Source organism: Actinomadura madurae (genome assembly GCF_047130825.1).
Lineage (GTDB): Bacteria > Actinomycetota > Actinomycetes > Streptosporangiales > Streptosporangiaceae > Spirillospora > Spirillospora madurae.
Map to the genome: position 1 here is coordinate 9,192,793 of NZ_CP083237.1, position 24,910 is coordinate 9,217,702.

Sequence of the window (24,910 nt, forward strand, 5' to 3'; positions counted from 1 at the left end):
ATCGCGACGCAACGAGGAGGCCGCCGACGTGCCGGACAAGACGACCAGTAGCGCGACGGCGGCCTCGTCGTCCGGCCAGCACGCGCCGCGTGCGGGCTGGAGGCGGGTGCTGCTGAAGCTCTCGGGCGAGGCCTTCGCCGGAAAGGACCCGCTCGGCATCGATCCCGAGGTCGTCCAGCATGTCGCCGAGGCCATCGCGGAGGCCGTACGGGACGGCGTGCAGGTCGCGGTCGTGTGCGGCGGCGGCAACATGTTCCGCGGCGCCGTCATGGCCGAGCGCGGCATGGACCGCGGACGCGCCGACTACATGGGGATGATCGGCACCGTCATCAACTGCCTCGCCCTGCAGGACTTCCTGGAGAAGCTCGGCCTCGACACCCGTGTGCAGACCGCCATCACCATGAGCCAGGTGGCGGAGCCCTACATCCCGCGCCGCGCCATCCGGCACCTGGAGAAGGGCCGCGTCGTCATCTTCGGCGCGGGCCTCGGCCAGCCGTTCTTCTCCACCGACACCACCGCCGCCCAGCGCGCGCTGGAGATCGGTGCGGAGGCGGTGCTGAAGGCGACTCAGGTGGACGGTGTGTACGACGCCGACCCCAGAAAGAATCCAGACGCGGTCAAGTTCGACCGTTTGGATTACGGTGAAGTTCTACAGAGGAGCCTGAAGGTCATGGACGCCACGGCCATCAGCCTCTGTATGGACAACGCGCTCCCCATCGTGGTCTTCGACCTCATGGGGCAGGGCAACATCGTCCGGGCCGTCCGGGGTGAGAAGATCGGCACGCTGGTCAGCCCGGCGGAGGGCTGACCCCAGCCCGCGGCCGCGCCGGACCCGTCGCGGCACTCCAGGACCAAGGCCGACCAGATGACATGGGAGTCACAGTGATCGACGAGACCCTCCTCGAGGCCGAGGAGAAAATGGAGAAGGCGGTCGCGGTCGCCAAGGAGGACTTCCAGGCCATCCGCACCGGCCGCGTCACCCCCGCGATGTTCAACAAGATCACCGCCGAGTACTACGGCACCCCGACGCCGATCAACCAGCTCGCGTCGTTCACGCTGCCGGAGCCGCGGATGGTCATCGTCCAGGTCTTCGACAAGTCGTCCATGCAGGCGGTGGAGAAGGCCATCCGGGACAGCGACCTCGGCGTGAACCCCACCAACGACGGCAACGTCATCCGCGTCGTGTTCCCCGAGCTGTCGGAGGAACGGCGCAAGGAGTTCATCAAGGTGGCCGGGACGAAGGCGGAGGACAGCAGGATCTCCATCCGCAACATCCGGCGCCGCGCCAAGGACACCCTCGACAAGCTCGCCAAGGACGGCGAGGCCGGCGAGGACGAGGTCAGGCGTGCCGAGAAGGAGCTCGACGACACCACGCACCGCTACGTGGCGCAGATCGACGAGCTGCTCGAGCACAAGAAGGCCGAACTGCTCGAAGTCTGATGGAACTCGACGACGCCGGGGAGCCCTCGGGCTCCCCGGACGAGCCGGAGGTCGACATGGCCGGCCCACCCCCCGGTGAGGCAGTGGACTCGTCCCCGGGGCGGGAACCGGACGGCCCCGAGGAGGACGTCCCGCCCTCCGCCGGCGCGACTGCCGGTGACCGGTCCGACCAGCCCCACGGCAGGACGGGCCGCAACCTCCCGATGGCCATCGGCGTGGGCGCCGCGCTCGGCGCGCTCGTGCTGCTCTCTCTCTACACCGTCAAGGAGATCTTCCTTGGCGTGATGGTCGTGTTCCTGTTCCTCGGCATGCGGGAACTGACGGAGGCCTTCAAGACCCGCGACATCCGCGTCCCGTTCATCCCGGTCGCGACGGGCATGGTCGGCACGCCCGTCGTCGCGTACGTGTGGGGGCCCACCGCGACGATCGCCGCGGTGTCCCTGACCGTGCTGGCGCTCCTGATGACGCGGATGACCGAAGGAGCCGCCGGATACGTCCGGGACGTGGCCGCGGGCTCGTTCGTGGCGGTCTACCTGGTGCTGATGGGCGGGATCGTCGCGCTGCTCATGCGCCCGGACGACGGCGACCACCGCATCGTCATCTTCATCGCCGCCACCGTCGCCAGCGACATCGGCGGCTACTTCGCTGGGTCGTTCCTCGGCAAGCACAAGCTGGCGCCGACGATCAGCCCGAAGAAGACCTGGGAGGGCGTCACCGGCTCGGCCCTCACCTGCATGCTCATCGGCGGCTGGCTGGTGTGGTGGTTGCTGGACGGCGGGCAGGTCTGGCAGGGCGTGATCATCGGGCTGGCCGCGGTCGTCACCGCGACCGCCGGCGACCTCGTCGAGTCGGTGGTCAAGCGCGATCTGGGCATCAAGGACATGGGAACGCTCCTGCCGGGCCACGGCGGGGTGATGGACCGCCTCGACTCGCTGGTCGCGACGGCGCCCGTCGTGTGGCTGCTGCTGGAGCTCTTCGTCCCGAGTTAGGCCGCCGCTCCCGGCGTCTCGTCAGGAGACGACCCAGGAGCGGCCCTGCTGGGCCAGACGCCGGATGAGCGCGTCCGACCCCTCGCTCTTCGCGTAGCGATGTTCCTCAGCGGAGATGGGCACGAGCCACAGCCACCGGACGGCGTCGCCGTTCAGCGTCAGCCCCGTCATGGCCGGCCCCTGAGGGCCCGCCAGGCGGTTCGGATCGTCCAGGAGGAGCACGCCTTCCCAGGACGACTCACCGTTGCCGAGAGGGAACGTGCGGGCCTCGTGGTACCACTTGACGACGTCTCCAGGCGCGAACCAGGTCACCGACCGCCAGGGGTACTGCGCCAACCACGGGAAGATGCTCCCTGCCCGCTGGCTGGGCAGGGTGCTGGCGACGGCCAGTTCTATCCGCCCGTACGGGGCGACGTCGTCCTCGTACAGTTCGACCGTGGGCATCCGCTGGCGGCTCATCCCCACGGTGCTGAGAACGGTGTACTCGCGGTCGCCTCGTGCGGGACGCTCCGACACTCCTACTGTCGGGGCCGCGGCCGGCCTGCCGTTGGTGAGCTGGCGTCCGACGTCGTGCCAGTAGTGGCCACTCGGGCCGAGCCGTTGCAGCAGGTGCCCGAGCACCGACTGCTGGAACTCGGCCCAGGAGCCGTCGGCACGGCACCGCTTCCAGTGCTCGCGCGCCTGGTCGATGCGTGGCCCGAAGTCCTCGATCTCCTCGTCCAGGGGGAACGCGAACGGGCTCTGGCGCGTGGCGTCCCGGGCATAGCCGGGGATGCCGCGGCCCATGTCCGACCAGCCGGGGATCACGAAGAGCGGGTCGCCCGCCTCCAGGACGGCCACCCCGTCGCCCTCTTCGAACCACACGACTTCCAGGGCCTCGCCGTCAAGCGCCCCGCGTCCCGAGGGATGGCGGACGTGCGACTCCGGCAGGAGCGGCGCGCGTCCCGCCTCCAGCCGTGCCCGATCCAGCTCAGACGGGGCCGCACGGTGGTTCGCGACCCAGACCGCCCCGACCACCGAGTCCCGCGCGTCCTTCAGGTAAGCCGCGGTGACGTCGCCGTCGGTCTCGACGGTGAGCCGCCGGCTGCCGTACGGGCTGGCCGCCGTGTGGACGACCGTCGCCGCCGGCCCCCGTGCCGTGGCCGCACCCCTGCGCAATACCGACATGATCGAGACCTTAGTCGCAGACAAGGTCATGTGCAGGAATGTCGTGCGGCGGGTAAAGGTGAGTGGCCGCAGACGGACGAGGCACGGGCAGGTGTTTGCGACACTTGGAGGACCATGTCTGCCACCCAGCCCGCCGCGACCGGCGCCGCGCCCAAGAAGACCCCGGCGAAGCTCGTCTTCGCCGCCCCGAGGCGCGGCAAGCCGCCGAGGCATCTCGCCGACCTCACCACGGAGGAACGGCGCGAGGCGGTCGCCGCGCTGGGGGAGAAGCCGTTCAGAGCCGACCAGCTGTCGCGGCACTACTTCGCGCGGCTGATCGACGACCCGTCCAAGATGACGGACCTGCCCGCCGCTCTCCGCGAACGGCTCGTCTCTGAGCTGCTTCCCTCGCTGCTGACCCCGGTCCGTGAAATGGACTGCGATGGGGGGACGACCCTCAAGACCGTCTGGAAGGCCTTCGACGGCGTCCTGTTCGAATCGGTGCTGATGCGGTACCCGGACAGGGCCACGATGTGCGTCTCGTCCCAGGCGGGGTGCGGAATGAACTGCCCGTTCTGCGCGACCGGTCAGGCAGGGCTCACCCGTAACCTGTCGACGGCCGAGATAGTCGAACAGGTCGCTGCAGGGGCGCGTGCCCTTGCCCGCGGACGTATCCCAGGCGGTCCGGGGCGCGTATCCAACATCGTCTTCATGGGCATGGGCGAGCCCCTGGCCAACTACAAGGCCGTGATAGGCGCGGTACGCCGCATCACCGACCCCGCACCCGCCGGCCTGGGCATCTCCCAGCGATCGGTCACCGTCTCCACCGTCGGGCTCGTCCCGGCCATGGAGAAGCTCGCCGCGGAGGACATGTCCGTCCGCCTGGCGGTGTCCCTGCACGCGCCCGACGACGAGCTGCGCGACGACCTCGTGCCGGTCAACAACCGGTGGAAGGTCTCCGAGGTCCTGGACGCCGCCTGGGCCTACGCGGACCGCAGCGGCCGCCGCGTCTCGATCGAGTACGCCCTCATCAAGGACGTCAACGACCAGGCGTGGCGGGCGGATCTTCTCGGCAGGCTCTTGCGCGGGAATCTCGTTCACGTCAACCTGATCCCGTTGAACCCAACGCCGGGTTCCAAGTGGACCGCCTCACGGCCCGAGGACGAGCGCGAGTTCGTCCGCCGCCTGGAGGCCCACGGTGTCCCGGTCACGGTGCGCGACACTCGGGGCAGGGAGATCGACGGGGCCTGCGGCCAGTTGGCCGCGTCGACCAAGGACTGAGCGCTCCGCGGGCGTGTCCGGCGTCCGTGCGGGCGCGGGGACACGGCTGAGGAGCGGTGCCGGTGAGGACGGGTGCGCGGCTGCCGGTGGTCATGCGCGGCTATGACCGGAACCAGGTGGACGCTCTGCTGAAACGGGTCTCGCAGGCGCTGGACGGCGGTCCGCCGGTTTCCGTGGACGACGTGCGCATGACTCGCTTCGACGTCGTCCTGCGCGGTTACGAGCGTCGCGCTGTGGACGAGTTGCTCCGCGAATGCATCAGGGAGCTCCAGGGCCGGGCGCCGATCGGCGAGCGGCCGGGCCGTCCACGGGCCCAGCCCGGCTGGCTGATCAACTGGATCCAGAACGCCCGGTTCTCCGGTGCCCGCCTGCGCTCTGGCTACGACGTGCGGGACGTGGACGCGTTCCTCGAGCGCGTGATCGCCGGTCTGCGCGGCACCGCCCCGCCGGTGACGGCCCGGGATGTCCGGGAAAGTGCGTTCCGCGTCGTCCGGCTCGGGCCCGGCTACGACGAGCACGAGGTCGACCGCTTCCTGCTCCAGCTCGCCGCCGCCCTCGAACGCTGACGAAGTCATCCCGGCCTCCGTCCGACCCCCAACGGCGCGGCCGTGGTGTGGCGGCCCCAGGGGTCGTGCTGTGAAGTGGGTTACTGCCGTTCATGGGGTGCCGGCCTGTCTCGTCTCTGTTGGTGAGAACAACGAACGGAGACGTCATGAAGATCTTCATCGCCGGAGCGTCCGGTGCGATCGGCGGCCAGCTCATTCCCCAGCTCGTGGTGCGCGGCCACGAGGTCGTCGGCACGACCCGCTCGGCCGCCAAGACCGCCGCGCTGCGCGCGCTCGGCGCTGAACCGGTGATCGTCGACGCGCTCGACCCCGACTCGGTGGCCGAGGTGGTGGCCAGGGCCGAGCCAGAGGTGATCGTCCATCAGCTCACAGCGCTGAGCGGACCGGCGGACTTCCGGCACGTGAAGCGAATGGCGGCCGCCACCGACCGGCTGCGCACCGAAGGCACCGACCACCTGCTGGCCGCCGCGCGCGCCGTCGGCGTCCGCAAGTTCGTGGCGCAGAGCAACGCCCTGTGGATGGAGCGCACCGGCGGGCCGGTCGCCGACGAGAACGGCCGGATCGAGCCGAACCCGCCTGCGGACGTCAAGGAGTCGGTGGACGCGTTGCGTCACCTGGAGGAGGCGGTGACCGGCATCAGCTGGGGTGAGGGCATCGCGCTTCGCTACGGTGGGTTCTATGGCCCGGGGACCGGCATCAGCGCCGCACCGGACGCCGTCATGGCCGCGCAGATCCGCAGGCGGAAGTTCCCGATCGTCGGCGACGGCGGTGGGGTGTGGTCGCTGGTGCACATCATCGACGCCGCGTCGGCCACGGTCGCGGCCGTCGAGCGTGGCAGGCCCGGGATCTACCACGTCGGCGATGACGAGCCGGCACCGGTGAGCGACTGGCTCTCGGAACTGGCCCGCGCGCTGGGCGCCGAACCGCCGCGCCGCGTGCCGGCCTGGCTCGTACGCCGGCTGGCCGGCAAGGGCCCGGTGAACCTGATGACGCAGGCACGCGGGATCTCCAGCGAGAAGACCAAACGCGAACTGGGGTGGGCGCCGCAGTACCCGAGCTGGCGCACGGGGTTCATCGAGGGACTGGGGTGACCCGGCCGTGTCCACCTCGGATCTGTACGGAGAGCTGCGACCGCGGGCCTTTGCGATCGCCTACCAGATGCTCGGCAGTGTCGGCGAGGCCGAGGACGTGGTGCAGGAGGCGTTCCTGCGGATGCACCAGACGCTGCGGAGGGACGAGCCGATCGCCTCACCCCGGGCGTACATCGCCACGCTGGTCACCCGGCTGGCCATCGACCATCTTCGCTCGGCACGGGTGCGGCGGGAGCGCTACGTCGGCGAGTGGCTACCGGAACCGCTGGTCACCGAGCCGACGCCGGCCGAGCGCGCCGAGACGGCCGACTCGCTGTCGCTGGCGTTCCTGGTGCTGCTGGAGAGCTTGTCGCCACAGCAGCGGGCCGCGTTCCTGCTGCGCGAGGTGTTCGAGTATCCGTATACGGAGGTCGCCGAGATCCTCGGCACCGATGTGGACACCACGCGGCACCTGGTCGCGCGGGCCCGCGACCACGTCCGGAAACGCCGGCCGCGCTACCACGCCTCTCGGCGGCAGCGACAGGAGCTGGCTCAGCGCTTCTTCGCCGCCGCCGGGCAGGGCGACCTGCGAGCGCTGGAGGCGCTGCTGGCGCAGGACGCGGCGCTGCACGCCGACGGCGGCGGCAAGGTGCCGGGGGCGCTGGCGCGACCGGTCAACGGGCGGCGGCACGTGGCCCGGACCTTGTCGGCCGGGATGTCCGAACTGGCGCGTCGAGGTGTCCGCGTCCGTGTCACCGAGGTCAACGGCCAGCCCGGCGCGGTGGCGACCGACGCACAGGACCGGCTGGTCATGGTCACGGCGCTCAGCATCACCGACGGCCGGATCCAGACGATCCACTCCATCGCCAATCCCGACAAGCTGCGGCACGTCGACCGGTTCGACGACCTCGGCGCCCTGCTGCGCGCCGTCGGCGGCGCAGAGTGAGGCACGGCCGCCGCGCCGACGCCGTTTTCACCATGCACCCGTACGCGGCCACTGACCGGAAGCTTGGCGGCGGCTGTTCAGTGCGCCAGCCGGTCTTGCGGCCCGGGACGACCCCGGGCCGCAAGACCGGATGAGTTATCCACAATTTCGCGGGAACCTGCACACGCGGCCGGACCCAGGCAACGCTACGTGCATGGACAACATCGCAGCGCAATACCGCCGGCTCCGCGCCCTGTTCGACGTCTTCCTCGCCCCCGAGGCCACGGCCGCCGTGCTGCCGCTGATCAGACCGGCCCTTCGGCTCGGCGCCGAAGGGGAGGTGCCCGTCCACCTCGGCGGCACCCCGCTGCTGCCACCGGACGAGCCGTGGCCGGAATGGAACGGCCGCCCGCTCGACTTCCTCGGCGCGATCGACTTCGCCGGCCTCGCCTCCCTCGGCGACATCCCCGGCCTGCCGTCCTGCCGCGCCGCGTTCTACTACGCGAGCGAGACCCCGCGTCCGTGGGGCGACGAGGCCGTACAGCGCGATGGGTGGCGCGTCTTCACCGGCGACCTCCACGCCGCGGATCCACCGCCCGAATCGCGCCCCTACCCACAGACCACCCTGGGAGCCGCTCCGTTCCTTTCCCTACCGTCCCCGCAGGAGCCCGCCGTCCAGCGCCTGGAGGCCGTCTACAGCGGCGTCGCCGCCGTCTACGCGCAACTGCACGCGGCCTGGACGCGCCACACCTGCCCGGACGACGCACCCGCCCACCAGCTCGGCGGCTGGCCCGTCCTCGTCCAGCGCCCGCTCGGCCCCGACTGCCTCTACGCCTCGACCGGCCGTCCCCTGGACTCCGTCAAGCCCCCGTCCCTGAGCCCGGACGAGCAGCACGCCGTCGAGGAATGGCACCTCCTCCTCCAACTCGACTCGGACGACCGCCTCGGTTGGTACTGGGGCGACCCAGGCCGCGTCTACTTCTGCACCCGCCAGAACACCCCACTAGAGCAATCCTGGCTAACCCTCCAAGCCGCCTAACCCTCCAAGCCGCCCAACCCACGCGCCAAGGGAGTGCCCGTGCAGCCCTGAACATCCAATGAGGCCTTCAGCAGACCGCCCCAGGACAGACACGACCCGAGGCGCGCAGCATCGCGCCCCCACCCGCGGCCGCGGGGTGCGTGGGCGTGCTGCGTCGTGGTGTTCGTTAGCGACTGCGGGTGGGCTGGCCCACCGCCGGTTGGTGCGCAGGCGGCTGGCCGGGTTTTGCCTGGATCGAGGCGCGGGCCGCCGTCGCGGCGCGCATCGGTGCCGCGCAGCCGGGGGCGCCGGGCGGAGGTGGTGCTGGTTGAGACAGTTGGGTGCGCGGAGGTGAGAGTTGCGGGGTGTTAGGGGGAGCGGTGGGTGGTTGTCAGGTAGGCGGCGCCTACGAGGGTGGACCAGATGAGGAGGTGGAGGGCGATGCCGGGGAAGGCGGAGGTGAAGGCGGACGGGCCGTCGTGGGCCGCGCGCATCCACCCGATCATGGGGACGGAGAGCCAGGCGAGCCGTCCCAGGCCGAGGAGGAGCAGCGCCGTGGCGCCGCCGAGGAGGACGAGCAAGGAGATGCCCGGATGGGGGATGCGCGCTCGGCTCGTCCAGGCGCCGAGGAGCGTCCCCGGAATGGCCACCAGGAGGTTGAGCACGAGACCCGCCAGAATCGCCTGCCCGGGTGAGCCTGCACCGAGTGCCTGAAGGAGGGGAACCGCCAGTGCGACGGCACCCAGGAAGGCGTTCACCGTGTATGCGGCGAACAGGCCCGCCCAGACGGGGGCCGACGGGGAGCGGGCGGCGGTGGTCGTCAGCGCGCGCTGCTCGTCGGGCTGCGTGTCGAGGAGGGCGCGCGCCGCCCACGCCCACACGGGGAACATGAAGGCGGCCACGTCTCCCAAGGTGCCGACGGCGAGGTCGGCGGCGTCCGGACCGCTGGGCCCCTGGACGAGGATCAGCGCGACGGCCAGCAGGACGAGGATCAGCGGCTGGAGGACACGGAGCGATCGGACGTATCCCGCGACCTGGAACCGGACGAGCGCGATCACCCCTCGCGCCTCCGCACCCGGTAGCCGTCCGCGCGCAGCTTGGTCTCCACGGTGTCGGCTTCGTCCGCGGGCACCTCGACCTCGAGGACGGCCCAACCGGGGGCGTCGCCCGACGGAAGGCGGGTGACGGTGCCGCCGGCCACGCGCAGCCGGTCGACGCCCGGCATGGTCTCGATGCAGCGCTGGTGGTCGCTGATGATTACGGTGGTGCCGCCTGCGGCGAGCTCGGCGATCAACGTGGGCAGCGCATCACGGGTCGCGGCGTCCAGGCCGGCGAACGGCTCGTCTAATACCAGCAGTTCGGGGTCGTCCATGAGGGCCTGCGCGAGCCCCACCTTCTGGGCACTGCCCTTCGACAGCTCGGGCAGCCGCACATCGAGGAGATGACCGAAGGCAAGTCGCTCCGCCCACGTGCCGACCGTATCGGCGGGGACACGCCGAATGGCGGCCATGTGCCCCAGGTATGCGCGGACGCTGAACGGCTGGTCCACCGGAAACCGCTCCGGCGCGTACCCCACCCGCGCGGGCCGTTCCTTGACCGCGCCCGCACCCGGCCTCCGCAGCCCGGCGATCACCCGGAGCAGCGTGGACTTCCCGGCGCCGTTGTGCCCGGTCACCTCGGTCACGCTGCCGCCGGGGAGGGAGAAGGTGACATCCCTGAACACCCAGGGATCCTTCCGGCGATAACGAAAGGCGACGTTGTCCAGCCGCATGAGACCCGCACGCTAGACCCCCACCCGTAAGCCCGGCGTTAACCCCCCCGGCCGGGTGGAGGATGGGGGGATGGGTTGTTTGTTCTGTGAGGTTGTGGCGGGGGAGCGGGGGGCGCATGTTGTTCTGGATGAGGGCGAGGTCGTCGCGTTTCTTGATGTGCGGCCTTTGTTCAAGGGGCATACGCTGCTGATCCCGCGGACGCACTACGAGACGCTCACGGATCTGCCCGGGGATTTCCTGGGGACGTACTTCGGGTACGCGCAGCGGCTCGCGGCGGCGATGGAGGAGGGGCTGGGGGCCGCGGGGTCGTTCGTCGCCATGAACAACCGGGTCAGCCAGAGCGTCCCGCATCTGCATGTGCACGTGGTGCCGCGGAACCGAAAGGACGGGCTGAGGGGGTTCTTCTGGCCGCGGCAGAAGTACGAGTCCGATGCCGAGGCCGCCGAGTACGCCGAGCGGCTCGCCGGCGTCCTCCGGTCATAGGGCCGCGCGGGCCATGGTCGTGTCGAGGATCTGGGCGTCGGGGGGATGCGGGGTGGCGGTGCCCCACCAGCGGATCGCGCTGATCTCCTCGTTGGGGGTGAAGGCGGTGTGGCGGGACGTCGTCGAAGCCGTGTACAAGGCGGCGTACTCGTCGCGGGGTGGTCTGACGAGGTGGAAGCGGCCGTAGCCGGCGAGGGTGAGGGTGGGCAGGTGGAGGCCGCTCTCCTCGTGCAGTTCGCGGACGGCCGCTTCGTGGGGGGTTTCGCCCGGGTCGATCAGGCCGCCGGGGAGTTCCCAGTGGGCTCGGTGCCGGTTGAAGACCAGCAGCAGGTGGCGGCCGTGCCGGACCGCGGCGAGGGCGGCGGGCATCGGGGCGTCCGCCGGCGGGGCCGCGGGCGGGAGGAAGGCCAGCAGCAGGTTGCCGTCGCCGTCCCGGGCCAAGGGCATCGCGTCAGCCGAGGGCCGCTAGCAGGGCGACGAAGGGGGCGGCCGGATCCGGGGGAGCGGGGGGCGGCACCGCGGCCTCCTGGGCCGCGGCGTGTGCGTAGAGGTCGCGTTCCGCCCGGTCGAGGACGGTGGACAGGATGTAGTCGCTGACCGTCCATCCGGCCAGCTCGGCGGCCTTGCGGATCACGAGGAGCTGGTCGGCGGACGCTGGAAGGGCGATGTGGTCGTGGCCCCAGGCGGCGGGAAGGTCCTGGCGAACCGACTCAGACATGGCCGGTCTCCTTCCTTGCGGCTTTTCAACGTACGCCGCCGGGTGTAGCCAGGACATCCCCACTGAGGACGAGAATCGCCGGGTGTCCGATGGAGTCAGCGGGTTCCCCAGGAGTAGGTCTGTTTGCGCAGTTTGAGGTAGACGAAGCTCTCGGTCGAGACGACGCCGGGGACGGCGCGGATGCGGCCGAGCAGTTCCAGCAGGCGCTCGTCGTCCTCGCAGACGAGCTCCAGGAGGATGTCGAACGAGCCGGCGGTGATCACGACGTAGTCGATCTCCGGCACGTCGGCCAGCTCGTCGGCGATCTTCTCCAGGTCGCCCTCGCACCTGACGCCGATCATCAGCTGCCGGGAGAAGCCGAGCATGAGCGGGTCGGTGACGCCGACGATCTGCATGACGCCGGTGTCGAGGAGCTTCTGGACGCGCTGGCGGACCGCCGCCTCGGAGAGGCCGACGGCCTTGCCGATGGCGGCGTAGGAGCGGCGGCCGTCCTGCTGGAGCTGTTCGATGATCTGCTTGGCGGTCTCGTCCAGCTGGACGTGGGCGGCGCGGGCCATCGGGGTCTCCTAGCTGCGGCATCGAGGGTGTGAGGCCTCTGGGTCAAGTGAATTAGTCGTGAAACTGGATCGTAACAACGGAATCACTTGTGTTGGGCTGAATCCTCTGTAAGGGTCGGGCCAACAGGACACAACGGGCGACGGTGCCCAGGAGGGACCTGAGGATGAGCGGCGATCGGCTGCGCAACTTTATCGGCGGCGAGTACGTGGACGCCAAGGACGGGCGGACCCTGGAGGTGGTCGATCCCAGTACCGGCGAGACGTACGCGCAGGCGCCCGTGTCCGGCGCCGAGGACGTCGACGCCGCGTTCCGCGCGGCGGCCGAGGCGTTCCCCGCCTGGCGCGACGCCACGCCGGGCGAGCGGAGCCTCGCGATGCTCCGCTTCGCGGACGCGGTGGAGGCGCGCGCGGAGGAGCTCGTCAAGGCGGAGAGCCGGGACACCGGCAAGCCCCTCCAGATGACCCTGGACGAGGAGGTGCCGCCCATGGTGGACAACCTCCGGTTCTTCGCCGGGGCGTCCCGTGTCCTGGAGGGCAAGGCGTCCGGCGAGTACATGGCGGACCACACGTCCTCGATCAGGCGGGAGCCGGTCGGGGTCTGCGCCCAGGTGACGCCCTGGAACTACCCGATGATGATGGCGGTCTGGAAGATCGGGCCGGCCCTGTCGACGGGAAACACGGTGGTGCTGAAGCCGTCGGAGACGACGCCGGCGAGCACGCTGATGCTGGCGGAGATCGCCGCCGAGTTCCTGCCCCAGGGCGTCTTCAACGTGATCTGCGGGGACCGCGACACCGGGCGCGCGCTGGTGGAGCACCCGACGCCGCAGATGGTGTCGATCACCGGGAGCGTGCGGGCCGGCATGGAGGTCGCGGCGTCCGCGGCGAAGGACCTCAAGCGCGTCCACCTGGAGCTGGGCGGCAAGGCGCCGGTCGTCGTGTTCGACGACGCCGACGTCGAGGCGGCGGCGACGGGCATCGCCGAGGCCGGGTACTTCAACGCGGGCCAGGACTGCACGGCGGCGACGCGCGTCCTGGTCGCCGACCGGCTGCACGACGCCTTCACCGAGGCGCTCACCGAGGCCGCCAAGGGGACGGTGGTCGGGCCGCCCAGCGACGCCGACGCCTTCTACGGGCCGGTGAACAGCGCGAACCAGCTGGAGCGCGTCCAGGGCTTCATCGAGCGGGCGCCCAGCCACGCGAAGGTCCTGACCGGCGGCGAGCGTGTCGGCGACAGCGGCTACTTCTTCGCGCCGACCGTCGTCGGCGGGCTCAGGCAGGACGACGAGATGGTGCAGAACGAGGTGTTCGGCCCCGTCATCACCGTCCAGAGCTTCTCGGACGAGCGGCAGGCCATCGAATGGGCCAACGGCGTCAAGTACGGCCTGGCCGCCAGCGTGTGGACGCAGAACCACGGCCGTGCCATGCGGATGAGCAAGGCGCTGGACTTCGGCGCCGTCTGGGTCAACACCCACATCCCGCTGGTGTCCGAGATGCCGCACGGCGGCTTCAAGCACTCCGGCTACGGCAAGGACATGTCGATGTACGGAATCGAGGACTACACCCGCGTCAAGCACGTCATGCACTACATCGGCGGCTGACCGCCGCCGACCGAGGCCCGTGAAGGAAGCCCCGCCCATGACCGAGACGAAACCCGCCCCGGCGCGCGACGACCCGGGTCGCGCCGTTCCCGCCATCGAGCTCACGGGTGTCGAGAAGGCGTACCACGCCTATGGCGAGACCGTGGCGGCGGTGCGCGGTGTCGACCTGGCGATCGCGCAGGGGGAGTTCTTCTCCCTGCTCGGTCCGTCCGGCTGCGGCAAGACGACGACCATGCGCGTCATCGCCGGCTTCGAGGAGCCGACGGCGGGCGAGGTCCGGCTGCACGGGCAGGACGTCACGGGCGTGCCCCCCAACCGGCGCGACGTGAACATGGTTTTCCAGTCGTACGCGCTGTTCCCGCACATGAGCGTCTTCGAGAACGTCGCGTTCGGCCTCCGCCGGCGCGGCGTCCCGAAGGCGGACATCACGCGCCGGGTGGGGGAGATGCTGGACATCGTCGACTTGGCGGGACGGGAGCGGCGCCGTCCCGCCGAGTTGTCCGGCGGCCAGCAGCAGCGGGTCGCGCTGGCCCGCGCGCTGGTGAACCGGCCGCGGGCCCTGCTGCTGGACGAGCCGCTCGGCGCCCTCGACCTGAAGCTCCGCCAGGCGATGCAGGTCGAGCTGAAGCGGATCCAGCGGGAGGTCGGCGTCACGTTCGTGTACGTGACGCACGACCAGGGCGAGGCGCTGACGATGTCGGACCGCATCGCCGTCATGAACGACGGGCTGGTCGAGCAGCTCGGGACGCCGCGGGAGATCTACGAGCATCCCGCGACGCGGTTCGTGGCCGGGTTCATCGGGACGTCCAACCTGCTGGGGGGCGAGGTCACCGAGACGGGGCAGGGCACCGCCGTGCTGTCGCACGGCCAGGACGGCCGGATCGAGGTCCCGGTGCGGAACGGCCTGGACGTCGCGGCCGGGGAGCGCCTGGAGCTGACCGTCCGCCCCGAGAAGATCGGCATAGGGCCGGACAAGCCGGGCGACGGCCTGTGCGGGGTCCGGGGGACCGTGACCGAGGTCGTGTACCTCGGGACGTCGACGAACTACAACGTGACCACCTCTGCCGGGGCCGACGTCGTCGTCTTCCTGCAGAACGCCACGTCCGCCGACGACATCGCCGTGCGCGGCGACAGCGTCTGGCTGTCGTGGGATCCGCGCCACTCGTACGCCATAGGAGCCCCCCAGTGAGCCAGATCGACCCCGCATTCCTGCGCGGACTCACCCGGCCGCGCCTGGCGCGTTCCCACCCGGCCCGCCGCGACGTGCTGCGGCTGATGGGCGCGGCGGGCGCCGGCCTCGCCCTGTCGGCCTGCGGCGTCAAGGGGCAGGGCGGCAAGGAGAAGGTCAGCCAGAGCGACGTCCAGAAGTACTGGGCGGGCAAGGTGAAGAGCGGCAAGCTCAACTGGGCGAACTGGCCGGGCTACATGCAGGACGACCAGGCGACCATCAAGGCGTTCGAGAAGGAGACGGGCATCAAGGTGACCTACAAGGAGGTCATCCAGGAGATGGGCCCGTGGTTCGGCAAGATCCAGGCGCCGCTCGCGGCGGGCCAGTCCATCGGCTTCGACCTGATGGTCATGACGAACGGCATCCAGCTGGAGCAGTGCCGCCAGCTCGGCTACCTGGCGCCGCTCGACCTGTCGAAGCTGAAGAACTTCCAGGCGAACGCGGGGGAGCCGTACAAGAACCCGTCCTACGACCCCGGCAACGCCTTCACGATCCCCTACGAGTCGGGCGTCACCGGCATCGCGTACAACACCAAGTACGTCAAGGAGGAGATCACCAGCATCGCGCAGCTGTTCGACGCCAAGTACAAGGGCCGGGTCGGGATGATGGGCGACTCGCAGGAGCTCGGGAACTTCGGGATGTTCCTGCTCGGCATCGACCCGGAGAAGTCGACGAAGGCCGACTGGGAGAAGGCCGCCGCGAAGCTCCGCGACCAGCGCGACCAGGGCATCGTCCGCAAGTACTACACGCAGGACTACGTCGACGCCGTCAGCAAGGGCGACGTGTGGATGACGATGGCGTGGTCCGGTGACGTCTACAGCCTGACGAGCCCGGACGTGAAGTTCGTGGTGCCCAAGGAGGGCGGCACGATCTGGACCGACAACCTGTGCATCCCGAAGACGGCCGACAACCCGGTGGACGCGCTGACGCTCATGGACTGGCTGTACGTCCCGGAGAACAACGCCCCGCTCACCGAGTTCATCAACTACATGCCGCCGATCCCGTCGACCCAGCAGATCATCACGCAGCACGCGGCGGAGGCCACCGGGGACGAGAAGAAGGACCTGACCCGGCTGAGCACGAGCCCGCTGGTCTTCCCGTCGGAGGCCGACCTGGCCCGGCTGCGGCACTACCGGCGGCTCACCCAGGCCGAGGAGACCGAGTACCAGAAGATCTTCGAGCCCATCTCCAAGGGGTCGTGATGGCGCGGGGCCGGGGACGGCTCGCGCCGTACCTGATGATCCTGCCGAGCGGGCTGTGGCTGGCGGCGTTCTTCCTCGTCCCGATGGTGCTGATGGTGTCCCTGTCGCTGCAGACGGGGAACCTCATCGACGGGTTCCGGCAGACGTTCCACTGGCAGAACTACACCGACGGCCTGAGCACCTACGGCGACAAGTTCGTCCGGTCGCTCTGGTACGGGCTGCTCGCGACCGTCGCGTGCATCGCGATCGCCTACCCGGCCGCGTACTGGATCGCGTTCCGCGGTGGGCGGCACAAGTCGACGTACCTGTTCCTGCTGCTGCTTCCGTACTTCGTCTCGTTCATCCTGCGGACGGTGTCGTGGAAGCTCGTCCTCACCGACAACGGGCCGATCCTCGGGCCGCTGCGCGACCACGGGGTCCTGCCGGAGGGATTCCACGTCCTCGACACGGGCGTCGCGGTGGTGTCCGGGCTCACCTACAACTTCCTGCCGTTCATGGTGCTGCCGATCTACGTGGCGCTGGAGCGCATCGACCCGCGCGTGGTGGAGGCCGCCTACGACCTGTACGCGAGCCGCCTCCAGGCGTTCGCGCGGGTCATCCTGCCGCTGTCGCTGCCCGGCGTCTTCGCCGGTGTGATCATGACGTTCGTGCCGGTGTCGTCGGACTACGTCAACGCCGAGGTGCTCGGCGGCCCGCAGAACACGATGATCGGCAACATCATCCAGACCGAGTACTTCAACAACAGCGCGTACCCGACGGCGTCCGCGCTGTCGTTCGTGCTGATGGCGATCCTGCTCGCCGGCATCTTCGCCTACGCGCGCACGCTCGGCACGCAGGACGTCCTGGAGGCGGCGAGGCGATGACGGTCCTCACGAAGGCCCCGCAGCGGCGCCGGGCGCCGCACCGGCGCCGGATCTCCGGCCTGCACGTCTACACGCTGGTGCTGATCGCCTGGCTGATCCTGCCGATCGCGATCATGATCCTGTTCGGGTTCAACGACACCCGCAGCAAGCAGAACTTCCAGTGGCAGGGCTTCACGCTGAAGTGGTACGCGCAGCTGTTCGACAAGAGCGACCTCACCACCGCCGTGGTCAACTCGCTGACGATCGCGCTGCTCAGCACGCTCATCACCACGGTCATCGGGACGTTCGCGGGCCTCGCGCTCGGCCGGTACCGGTTCCGCGGGAAGGGCTCGACGAACCTCCTGCTGTTCATGGCGATCTCCTGCCCGGAGATCGTGATGGGCGCGTCGCTGCTGTCGATGTTCGTCACGTTCAACCTGCCGCGCGGCTACCTGACGATCCTCGTCGCGCACGTGATGTTCTCGATCGCGTTCGTGGCCGTGACGGTCCGGGCGCGCGTCGTCGGCCTCGACCCGGCCGTGGAGGAGGCGGCGCAGGACCTCGGCGCCGGGCCGTGGACGCGGTTCCGCCTCGTCACGCTGCCGATGATCATGCCCGGGGTGGTCGCGGGGGCGCTGCTGGCGTTCGTGCTGTCCATCGACGACTTCGTCATCACCAACTTCACCAGCGGCGCCACCGTCACGTTCCCGCTGTGGATCTACGGCTCCACCAGGACGGGCACGCCGCCGCAGGTCAACGTGATGGGGACGCTCATCTTCGCGGTCGGCGTCGTGATCGCGGTCGTGTCGGCGCGGCGCAGCGTCCGGGCGTCCCGCTGACGGGGACGCGGGGCATGATCGGGGGGACGAACGTGGACGTGACGATGTCGCTGGCCGACGCCGCGCCGGAGCCGTTCTGGCTCCAGGACCCCGGCCGCCCGGACGCGGGTCCCGCGCTGACCGGCGCGCAGGCGTGCGACCTCGCCGTCGTCGGCGGCGGGTACAGCGGGCTGTGGACGGCCCTGCTCGCCAAGGAGCGCGACCCGTCGCTCGACGTCGTCGTGCTGGAGGGAGGCCGGATCGGCGCCGCCGCGTCCGGGCGCAACGGGGGGTTCTGCGCCGCCAGCCTCACCCACGGGCTGGAGAACGGCCTCGGACGCTGGCCGGACGACATGCACACGCTCGAACGCCTCGGCTGGGACAACCTCCGCGCCATCGCGGGGACGCTGACCCGGTACGGCATCGACGCCGAGTGGGAGCCGTCCGGGGAGATGAGCGTCGCCACGGAGGAGTGGCAGGTGCCCGCGCTGGAGGAGGCGGCGGAGAAGGCGTACGAGCACGGCTGGGAGCCGATCCTGCTCGGCCCGGAGGCCGTCCGCGCCGAGGTCGACTCGCCCACGTACCTCGCCGGGCTGTGGGACCGCGACGCCGTCGCGATGGTGCATCCCGCCAAACTCGCCTGGGGCTTGGCGGACGCGTGCCGGTCCCTCGGCGTCCGCGTGTACGAGCACACCCGCGTCACGCGGCTGCGCTCGGACGCCCGGCGGCTGACGCTGACCTGCGCGGCCACCGCGGACGGCCGTCCGGCGCGCGGGACGCTGACGGCCCGCCGCGTCGCGCTCGGCACCGGCGCCCACCCGCCGGTCCTGCGGCGCCTGCGCGGCTTCGTCGTCCCCGTGTACGACTACGCCCTCGTGACCGAGCCGCTCACCGCCGGCCAGCGCGAGGCCGTCGGCTGGCGGCACCGGCAGGGCCTGGGGGACAGCGCCAACCGGTTCCACTACTACAGGCTGACCGCCGACGACCGGATCCTGTGGGGCGGCTACGACGCCGTCTACCACTTCGGCAACGGGATGCGTCCCGGCCTCGAACGCCGCCCCGCGACCTACGCGACCCTGGCCCGGAACTTCTTCACCACGTTCCCGCAGCTCGAAGGAATCCGCTTCAGCAACGCCTGGGGCGGCGTCATCGACACGTGCACCCGCTTCTGCGCCTTCTACGGGACGGCCTGCGACGGCCGGCTCGCGTACGCGGCGGGCTACACCGGCCTCGGCGTCGGAGCCACCCGGTTCGGGGCGGACGTCATGCTCGACCTGCTGCGCGTCGGCCTGGCCCCCGGCGAGGAGACCGAGCGGACGCGGCTGAGGATGGTGCGGTCCAGGCCCGTCCCGTTCCCGCCGGAGCCGCTCCGCTACGGCGTCATCGAGCTGACCCGCCGCGAGATCGCCCGCGCGGACCGCAACGCCGGGCGCCGCGGCCTCTGGCTCCGCACCCTCGACCGCATGGGCCTCGGCTTCGACTCCTAGGTCAGTCCGGGGACTGGTCGATCGTGCCGAAGATGACGGACGAGACCTCCAGGTACAGCTGCTCCGGGTACGGCATGTGGTCGACGTTGCGGAGCGCCTGCTTCTGGCCCGCGGACTCCATCACGAACTCGCCGTAGCCGAGCAGCTGGCCGATCACGGAGCGGTTCAGCGCGATGTCGGTGACCTTGGCGAGCGGCATCATCGCGACGTTGCGGTTGAGCACCCCGTTGATCACCATCACCCGGTGCTCGGTGACCAGGAAGAACTCCACCGACCAGGCGATCACCTTCCAGACCAGGTAGCACAGGGTGATCAGCCACAGCCACCAGACCCAGATCAGCCCGCCGACCGCGCTGATCGCGGCGCACGCGACGAGACCGGCGACGACGACGGAGACGGGCAGCAGCAGGACGGCGGGGTGCCGGCGCACGGCGATGACACGTCCCTCGTAGGACATCAGATACTTGTCGACGGTCCGCGACGCGGTGTCGCGGTGCACCATCATGTCCTGCAGATTCACGGCGGGTCCTCGTCATGATCCGGTTGCTCCAACCGTAGCCGACCCGGCCCGGGCGATGCAGGGGCGGCGCGGTAAGGGCTCTGGTGCCCGTGCGGGGCCTTGTAAGAGCAAGATCCGGACACCGATGATGGACGTTATGGACGGCGACGCCGAAGGTTCGCGGGGGGCCAGGGGACCGCGCGGGGAGTTCGCGCCCGATGTGACCGGACGTCCCATCTGGCGCCTGCTGCTGCGCGGTCTCGGGGTGTACCTGCCCGGCTGGGAGATGCCCGCGGGGGCCGTGCGCGTCCGGAACGGGACGGCGCCGCCCGGGTTCGGCCCGCCCGCCTACCTCAACGGCGAGGCGGGGTTCGGCGTCCAGATCACCGGCCGCCGCAAGGGCCTGGAACCCGACCGGGAGATCTACGTCCGCGGCCGGGAGAACCCGAGCTTCGGCATCGTCGTCGCGGGCCCGGCCGCCGCGATCGGCAGCCGCGTCGTGGACGCCGAGGTGCTGATGCGGTTCGCGCGCCGGCTGACGTTCGAGGAGCTCTTCGAGACCGGCGACGCCGACTCCGTCCCGTACGCGATCCGCGGGGCGCGGGCGGTGGAGAACGCGGTGTTCCTCGACCGCGCCGCCGGGATCGGGCTGTGCGCCGAGGTCGATCCGGCGACGCGCGCCCTGAGCTGCCCCCTGTACGTGCGCATCGGCGGGCCGGGGGAGCGGACCGTGCGTGCTTACGGGGCCGTCGCCCAGCCGGTCAGGTCCCACAGCTGATGGGACGGCAGCCGGCGCAGCCGGACGGTCGCGGCGGCCGGGTCCCAGAACACCTCGTCGCTCTCCAGCTCCAGCGACTGCCCGGCCGTCAGCACCGCGCACAGCAGCTCGTCCCGCGTCCGGACGGCCATGAGGGGGCCGATCTGCGCGACGGCGCCCGTGCACTCCGACAGCGTCCGCAGCAGGGCCTGGAGCGCCGCCTCGTCCTCCGGCGGGCGCACCGGGTCGACCCCTGACGGGACGCCCGGCTCCACCCGCGCGAGGCCCCGCCTGCCCCCGCCGTTCGCCAGGCCGTTGGACGGCAGGTCGGCGCCCGCCGAGATGAGCAGCGCGCTGAACACGCCCGCCAGGTCCTCGCTGGCGTGCCCGCCGAGGAAGTAGCGGCGGCGCTCCGGGGACCCGGGGTCCGGGCCGTCCGAGCCCTCGGCGGTGCGGAACCGGACGTTCAGCCGGCTCGCGCGCACGCACCGCTCGTACATCTCGCAGAGGATGTCCTCCAGCTGGTCGTCGCGGGTCCACAGCCGGCCCGTGGCGGTGACGGCGTCGCCGTGGGCGCGGGGGCGGCCGGTGAGCGCCGCGGTGACGGTGTCGTCGAGCTCGCCCTCGGTGAACTGGAGCAGCTCGGCGACGACGTCCTCGACGTCCTCCAGGGTGCGGGTGAGGGCGCGCTGCAGCTCCAGGATCTCCTCGCCGCCGCGCTCCAGGTCGGCGAGCCGGCCGAGGGCGGCGTCGACCTTGCCCTCGACGGCCTCGCCGCCCGTCCGGGTGACGGCCCGCACCGACGTCTCGACCTCGCCGAGCTTGCGGCGCAGCGCGGCCAGCGTGATCCGCTGCTGCTCCAGCTCGTGCAGCCGGTTCGCCTGCGTGCGCAGGTAGTCGTCCGCCTGGTGGACGAGGCCCGCCAGCTCCTCCACCTGCCCGGTGTTCTGCCGGAGCCGGTTGTCGAGCGCGGGCAGGACGTCCTGCTTGACGCGCGACAGTTCCGCGGTGAGCTGCTCGCCGACGGTGACGAGCACGTTGTTCTGTTTCGTGACCTGGTCGTTCAGCTCGTCGATCCGGCGGCGGAAGGCGTTCGCCTGGTCCCGGCTCTGCTTGCCCGCGTACAGTTCGAGCGCCCCTACCACGACGCACATCACCACCAGGATGACCGTCGTCATGGAACTCCTCGGGGGTGACGGTGGTTGCCGGATCGGGTTTTGATCGCGACCATAACTTACGATCACGCGCGCCGACCGTAACTTACGTAACCGACTGATCTCAGTGACCGGCCGGTCTCACCTGCCCTTCCGGTGCCATTCCGTAATCCATTCCCTGCGGTGGGTGACGAATTCTCGGGAGGGTCCCCGGTCAGACGCATCCCTCGAATTGCGGGACCGTCGTGGTCGGCTTCAGCCCGGAGGCCCGGAACCATTTGTTCAGCAGCCGCGGCGCGGTGCCGTCCTGGTACATCCCGGTGATGGCCTTGTTGACCGCCTCGCAGCCGTCCACGTCGTCCTTGCGTATGCCGACGCCGTACGGCTCGTCGGTGAACGGCGCGTTGACCACCGTGATCTCGCGGCCGTTGCCGGCCGCCTTCGCCGCGAGGCCGGCGAGGATGAGGTCGTCGGTGGAGACCGCGTCCAGCCGCCCGCCCGTCAGCTCCGAGAGGCAGCCGGCGTACCCGTCCGCGTCGACCGGCAGCGCGGCGACGCCCTGCTCGTCGTGGACGCGCGGGAACGACACCGACCCCGCCACCCGGCAGAGCCGCCGCCCCTTCAGGTCGTGGATGCCGCGGATCTCTCCGGCGTCGGACTTGCGGACGAGGATGTCCTGGTGGGCGACGTAGTACGGGCCGGCGAACGACACGTCCACCTTGCGTTCGGGCGTGACGGAGTAGCTGGCCACCACCAGGTCGACGTCGCCGTCCTGGATCACCTTCTCGCGCGTCGCCGACGTGACCCGCCGGAACGTCACGTTCGCGGCGGGCACGCCGAGCCGCCGGGCGATCTCCTTCGCGACGTCGACGTCGAAGCCGGCGAAGGAGCCGTCGCCCTGCCGCTCGCCGAGCCCCGGCTGGTCGCCGTTGACGCCGATGACCAGCGAGTCCTTGCCGGCGACCGTGCTCTCCCCGGCGTCGGCGATCCCGCACGCCGTCCCCGCGGCGAGGACCGCCGCCGCGGCGAGGAGGGCCGCCGCCAGGCGCCGCGCCCTCACGCCGACCACCGGTACTCCGCCAGCCGGGGGCGCACCCCGGCGAGCACGAGCACGGCGATGACGACGCCGGCGACCGGAAGGACCACGTACCAGCCGCTCGTCCCGCCGTCACCGTCCCTGACGGCCTCGTCGAACGCCTTCTGGTGGATGCCGATGAGGCCCTGCAGGGACCGGTCGTACTGGGCGAAGTCCGCGGCGGCCGCCGTGCGCGCGGCCACGGCCTGGTCGCGCTGGTCGCCGTGGACGAGGTCCCGCATCCGGCGGTCGTTCGCCTGCACCTTCTGGTAGTCGCCGAGCACCTTGTTCATCATCGTCGCGAGCTGCGCCCTCTGCTCGGCCGACTGCACCGGCCGGTTGGCCTCGGTGCCGAGGAAGCCGAGGAACGGCGCGCGACCGGGCTCGAACGACAGGTCCTTCTGCACGGCGGCGTTGTACTGGGTCAGGTTCCCGGCCTTCAGGTACAGGACGGTCTGCGACTTGCTCAGGTAGACCTGCTCGTACGCGTCGGCGCGTCCCGGGTCGAGCAGGAACCGGGTCTCGTCCGCGTTGGCGCTGTTGCTGATGGCGCGCGTCCGCGAGAGCGCCAGGATGGAGTCGAAGCCCTCCTCCTTGGCCTGGCGCAGATGGTCGGCCTGGCCGGAGAGCATCAGCGTGCCCGCGCCGACCAGGACGAGCGTGCCGAGCGTCGCGACCGCGAGCGGCAGGTTCAGCAGCCGGCGGAAACGCCGCGCGAGGAACAGCTGGAACCCGGCCAGCACGGCCAGCAGGACCAGGCCCGTGACGAGGATCCCCGTACGCCCCATGAGGACAGCCGACCGCTTGTCCTCGTAGGTGTGCCGGACGAGGGTGCCGTTGTCCAGCGTCAGGTTGTACGCCTTCGGCAGCAGGTCCAGCTTCATCAGGTCGGTGGCCTGCCGGTACAGGTCGATGACCCGCTGGGACGGCGGCCCGGACGCGTGCGGGGTCTGCCGGTCGAGCAGGAGCGCCTGCCCGGCGAGGCGCTCGTAGCGGGCGAGGGCGTCCAGGAGGTCGCGGGCCGTGTTGTTCTCGGTCGTCTCGTCGGCGAGCTTGGCGGCCTTCAGCAGCGCGTCGCCGGCCTTGCGCCGGTTCTCGTCGTAGCGGGCCAGCGCCTGGTCGCGCCCGCCGCCCGCCGCGTCGCCGATCAGCAGCGCGTTCGCGAGCTGCGCGTCCATGTCGGTGAGCTGGAAGTACAGGTCGCCGGTGGCGACGACCTGCGGGCCGGCGTCGTGCCCGATGACCCGCACGCCCTCGCGGGCGTTGGAGACCGCCGCCCAGGCCACGCCGAGCAGCACCATCAGCAGGACGAGGGAGAGCGCCGTCAGCGTCCTGACGCGGGCCGCGACCGTCCGCGGCAGCAGCCGCGCGACACCGGCCGGCGGCACCTCGGGTCGCGGCTGGAGCCGGGCCGCCGGGCCGCGCCGGGCGGGCGGCGGCGCCTGCGCGCCGGGGGCGGGTCCGCCCGCCTGCGGAGCCTGCTGAACGGCCGTCATGTCGCCTCGCCTCGGGTGAGCGTGATGGTGGTCCAGGCGCCCACGTGGATCCGGTCGCCCTCGGAGAGCGGGATCTCCACGTTGAAGGGGATGGGGTCGGTGGACCCGTTCACGCAGGTCCGGTTCGTGGATCCGGGGTCGACCAGCGTCCAGGCGCCGTCCGGCCGCGCCAGCAGGACCGCGTGGACGTGGGACACGCCGGGGTCCTCGGGCGGCTCCCGCAGGTCGATCTCCGGCGGGGTCGGCTGCGAGGAGCTGCGCCGCCCGATCCGGACCTGCCGCCCGGTCAGCGGGATCCGCCGCTCGGGCGCGTAGGGCGGGAACGCCAGGGACGCCGAGTCGGGGCCCTCCTCCGCCATGATCGCGTTGTAGTAGTCGCGGTCCGCCGTCACGACCGCCGTCCACACCGCTCCCGGCACGGGCGGCGCCGGGACCGGGGGCGCCGGCACGGGCGGCGCGGGGACCGGAGGAGCGGGCACCGGAGGAGCGGGCACCGGGGGCGCCGGAACCGGGGGCGCCGGCACCGGCGGGGCGGGCACCGGAGGCGCGGGCGTCGGCTTGCCGCCGCCGGTCGCGAAATCGTAGCCGCACGCCTCGCAGAACCGGTCGGTGCCGGGCGTCCCGCAGTCGGGGCACGGCCTCGCGCCGGGCGAGGACTGCGCGCCCGGTGCCTCGCCGGAGGACGGGCCGCCGGAGGACGGGCCGGAGGAGGCGGCGCCGATGCGCTCGCCGCAGATGTCGCAGTAGTCCGGCGACTGCGACGTGTGTCCGTTGGGACAGCTCGCCATG

At 71.1% G+C, this 24,910-nt stretch carries 27 protein-coding genes; 16 read left to right on the top strand and 11 right to left on the bottom strand.

Annotated features, from left to right (window positions below; genetic code table 11):
- The first annotated feature begins 106 nt into the window (after positions 1-106).
- The 3 genes from pyrH (at position 107) to K8Z49_RS43060 (ending at position 2,429) form a co-directional block, all read left to right on the top strand.
- Positions 107-808 carry a UMP kinase gene (pyrH, locus tag K8Z49_RS43050; protein WP_052357961.1) on the top strand — a complete coding sequence of 234 codons (702 nt, stop codon included), beginning with the start codon at positions 107-109 and terminating at the stop codon, positions 806-808.
- A gap of 74 nt (positions 809-882) precedes the next feature.
- Complete coding sequence (gene frr, locus K8Z49_RS43055) at positions 883-1,440, top strand: ribosome recycling factor (protein ID WP_021594776.1); 558 nt, start codon at positions 883-885, stop codon at positions 1,438-1,440.
- On the top strand, positions 1,440-2,429 hold the full coding sequence (locus tag K8Z49_RS43060) for a phosphatidate cytidylyltransferase (RefSeq protein WP_412516859.1): 990 nt from the start codon (positions 1,440-1,442) through the stop codon (positions 2,427-2,429). The genes frr and K8Z49_RS43060 overlap by 1 nt, the downstream gene beginning before the upstream one ends.
- 21 nt (positions 2,430-2,450) lie before the next feature.
- Here the strand turns inward: K8Z49_RS43060 and K8Z49_RS43065 are convergent, their stop codons facing one another.
- The gene (locus tag K8Z49_RS43065; protein ID WP_052357960.1) at positions 2,451-3,596 is read right to left on the bottom strand and encodes a suppressor of fused domain protein; all 1,146 of its coding nucleotides are present in this window, start codon (positions 3,594-3,596) and stop codon (positions 2,451-2,453) included.
- Positions 3,597-3,710: 114 nt separating this feature from the next.
- Here K8Z49_RS43065 and rlmN point away from each other — a divergent pair, with 114 nt between their 5' ends.
- The 5 genes from rlmN to K8Z49_RS43090 all read left to right on the top strand — a co-directional run bounded on the left by rlmN (position 3,711) and on the right by K8Z49_RS43090 (position 8,456).
- On the top strand, positions 3,711-4,856 hold the full coding sequence (gene rlmN, locus K8Z49_RS43070) for a 23S rRNA (adenine(2503)-C(2))-methyltransferase RlmN (RefSeq protein WP_021594773.1): 1,146 nt from the start codon (positions 3,711-3,713) through the stop codon (positions 4,854-4,856).
- 62 nt (positions 4,857-4,918) lie between these two features.
- Positions 4,919-5,422: a DivIVA domain-containing protein gene (locus K8Z49_RS43075; RefSeq protein ID WP_111833554.1), complete on the top strand. Its 504-nt coding sequence runs from the start codon at positions 4,919-4,921 to the stop codon at positions 5,420-5,422.
- Between the two features lie 146 nt (positions 5,423-5,568).
- The gene (locus K8Z49_RS43080; RefSeq protein ID WP_412516860.1) at positions 5,569-6,513 is read left to right on the top strand and encodes an NAD-dependent epimerase/dehydratase family protein; all 945 of its coding nucleotides are present in this window, start codon (positions 5,569-5,571) and stop codon (positions 6,511-6,513) included.
- Positions 6,514-6,520: 7 nt separating this feature from the next.
- Positions 6,521-7,438 carry an RNA polymerase sigma-70 factor gene (locus tag K8Z49_RS43085; RefSeq protein WP_412516861.1) on the top strand — a complete coding sequence of 306 codons (918 nt, stop codon included), beginning with the start codon at positions 6,521-6,523 and terminating at the stop codon, positions 7,436-7,438.
- Positions 7,439-7,631: 193 nt separating this feature from the next.
- The gene (locus tag K8Z49_RS43090) at positions 7,632-8,456 is read left to right on the top strand and encodes a DUF1963 domain-containing protein (protein ID WP_412516862.1); all 825 of its coding nucleotides are present in this window, start codon (positions 7,632-7,634) and stop codon (positions 8,454-8,456) included.
- A gap of 347 nt (positions 8,457-8,803) precedes the next feature.
- On the opposite strand, the gene K8Z49_RS43095 is transcribed toward K8Z49_RS43090, so the two are convergent.
- Positions 8,804-9,493 (bottom strand): hypothetical protein, encoded by a 690-nt coding sequence (locus tag K8Z49_RS43095; RefSeq protein ID WP_021594768.1) that lies wholly within the window; start codon positions 9,491-9,493, stop codon positions 8,804-8,806.
- Positions 9,490-10,158, bottom strand: coding sequence for an ATP-binding cassette domain-containing protein (locus tag K8Z49_RS43100; protein ID WP_021594767.1), 669 nt, complete (start codon positions 10,156-10,158; stop codon positions 9,490-9,492). The genes K8Z49_RS43095 and K8Z49_RS43100 overlap by 4 nt, the downstream gene beginning before the upstream one ends.
- A gap of 118 nt (positions 10,159-10,276) precedes the next feature.
- Here K8Z49_RS43100 and K8Z49_RS43105 point away from each other — a divergent pair, with 118 nt between their 5' ends.
- Complete coding sequence (locus K8Z49_RS43105) at positions 10,277-10,690, top strand: HIT family protein (protein ID WP_021594766.1); 414 nt, start codon at positions 10,277-10,279, stop codon at positions 10,688-10,690.
- Here the strand turns inward: K8Z49_RS43105 and K8Z49_RS43110 are convergent.
- The 3 genes from K8Z49_RS43110 to K8Z49_RS43120 all read right to left on the bottom strand — a co-directional run bounded on the left by K8Z49_RS43110 (position 10,685) and on the right by K8Z49_RS43120 (position 11,965).
- On the bottom strand, positions 10,685-11,137 hold the full coding sequence (locus K8Z49_RS43110; protein WP_412516863.1) for an NUDIX hydrolase: 453 nt from the start codon (positions 11,135-11,137) through the stop codon (positions 10,685-10,687). The two genes, K8Z49_RS43105 and K8Z49_RS43110, sit on opposite strands and share 6 nt — an antisense overlap.
- A gap of 4 nt (positions 11,138-11,141) precedes the next feature.
- A complete protein-coding gene (locus K8Z49_RS43115; protein WP_021594764.1) occupies positions 11,142-11,408 on the bottom strand; it encodes a DUF1778 domain-containing protein in 267 nt (88 codons plus the stop codon).
- A 95-nt stretch (positions 11,409-11,503) separates the two neighbouring features.
- Positions 11,504-11,965 (bottom strand): Lrp/AsnC family transcriptional regulator, encoded by a 462-nt coding sequence (locus K8Z49_RS43120; protein WP_021594763.1) that lies wholly within the window; start codon positions 11,963-11,965, stop codon positions 11,504-11,506.
- A gap of 164 nt (positions 11,966-12,129) precedes the next feature.
- Between K8Z49_RS43120 and K8Z49_RS43125 the strand changes: the two genes are divergently transcribed.
- From K8Z49_RS43125 to K8Z49_RS43150, 6 genes are read left to right on the top strand one after another with little or no spacing between them, the layout of a single operon-like run.
- Complete coding sequence (locus K8Z49_RS43125; protein ID WP_412516864.1) at positions 12,130-13,563, top strand: gamma-aminobutyraldehyde dehydrogenase; 1,434 nt, start codon at positions 12,130-12,132, stop codon at positions 13,561-13,563.
- Between the two features lie 37 nt (positions 13,564-13,600).
- Positions 13,601-14,752, top strand: coding sequence for an ABC transporter ATP-binding protein (locus tag K8Z49_RS43130; protein ID WP_075019642.1), 1,152 nt, complete (start codon positions 13,601-13,603; stop codon positions 14,750-14,752).
- A complete protein-coding gene (locus K8Z49_RS43135) occupies positions 14,749-15,993 on the top strand; it encodes a polyamine ABC transporter substrate-binding protein (protein WP_021594760.1) in 1,245 nt (414 codons plus the stop codon). Before K8Z49_RS43130 ends, K8Z49_RS43135 begins: the two co-directional genes overlap by 4 nt.
- Positions 15,993-16,856, top strand: a complete 864-nt coding sequence (locus tag K8Z49_RS43140) for an ABC transporter permease (RefSeq protein ID WP_021594759.1) — start codon at positions 15,993-15,995, stop codon at positions 16,854-16,856. The genes K8Z49_RS43135 and K8Z49_RS43140 overlap by 1 nt, the downstream gene beginning before the upstream one ends.
- Positions 16,853-17,674 carry an ABC transporter permease gene (locus K8Z49_RS43145; protein ID WP_412516865.1) on the top strand — a complete coding sequence of 274 codons (822 nt, stop codon included), beginning with the start codon at positions 16,853-16,855 and terminating at the stop codon, positions 17,672-17,674. Before K8Z49_RS43140 ends, K8Z49_RS43145 begins: the two co-directional genes overlap by 4 nt.
- Positions 17,675-17,688: 14 nt before the next feature.
- Positions 17,689-19,140 carry an NAD(P)/FAD-dependent oxidoreductase gene (locus tag K8Z49_RS43150; protein WP_021594757.1) on the top strand — a complete coding sequence of 484 codons (1,452 nt, stop codon included), beginning with the start codon at positions 17,689-17,691 and terminating at the stop codon, positions 19,138-19,140.
- Between the two features lies 1 nt (position 19,141).
- Here the strand turns inward: K8Z49_RS43150 and K8Z49_RS43155 are convergent, their stop codons facing one another.
- Positions 19,142-19,660: a PH domain-containing protein gene (locus K8Z49_RS43155; protein WP_021594756.1), complete on the bottom strand. Its 519-nt coding sequence runs from the start codon at positions 19,658-19,660 to the stop codon at positions 19,142-19,144.
- A gap of 199 nt (positions 19,661-19,859) precedes the next feature.
- Here K8Z49_RS43155 and K8Z49_RS43160 point away from each other — a divergent pair, with 199 nt between their 5' ends.
- Complete coding sequence (locus K8Z49_RS43160) at positions 19,860-20,417, top strand: hypothetical protein (protein ID WP_244938932.1); 558 nt, start codon at positions 19,860-19,862, stop codon at positions 20,415-20,417.
- On the opposite strand, the gene K8Z49_RS43165 is transcribed toward K8Z49_RS43160, so the two are convergent.
- From K8Z49_RS43165 to K8Z49_RS43180, 4 genes are all read right to left on the bottom strand, one after another.
- Positions 20,378-21,574, bottom strand: coding sequence for a hypothetical protein (locus K8Z49_RS43165; RefSeq protein WP_021594754.1), 1,197 nt, complete (start codon positions 21,572-21,574; stop codon positions 20,378-20,380). The two genes, K8Z49_RS43160 and K8Z49_RS43165, sit on opposite strands and share 40 nt — an antisense overlap.
- 190 nt (positions 21,575-21,764) lie before the next feature.
- Positions 21,765-22,619, bottom strand: a complete 855-nt coding sequence (locus K8Z49_RS43170) for a transporter substrate-binding domain-containing protein (RefSeq protein ID WP_412516866.1) — start codon at positions 22,617-22,619, stop codon at positions 21,765-21,767.
- Positions 22,607-24,121: a hypothetical protein gene (locus tag K8Z49_RS43175; RefSeq protein ID WP_412516867.1), complete on the bottom strand. Its 1,515-nt coding sequence runs from the start codon at positions 24,119-24,121 to the stop codon at positions 22,607-22,609. Before K8Z49_RS43175 ends, K8Z49_RS43170 begins: the two co-directional genes overlap by 13 nt.
- Positions 24,118-24,909: an FHA domain-containing protein gene (locus K8Z49_RS43180; protein WP_412516868.1), complete on the bottom strand. Its 792-nt coding sequence runs from the start codon at positions 24,907-24,909 to the stop codon at positions 24,118-24,120. The genes K8Z49_RS43175 and K8Z49_RS43180 overlap by 4 nt, the downstream gene beginning before the upstream one ends.
- Between the last annotated feature and the right edge of the window lies 1 nt (position 24,910).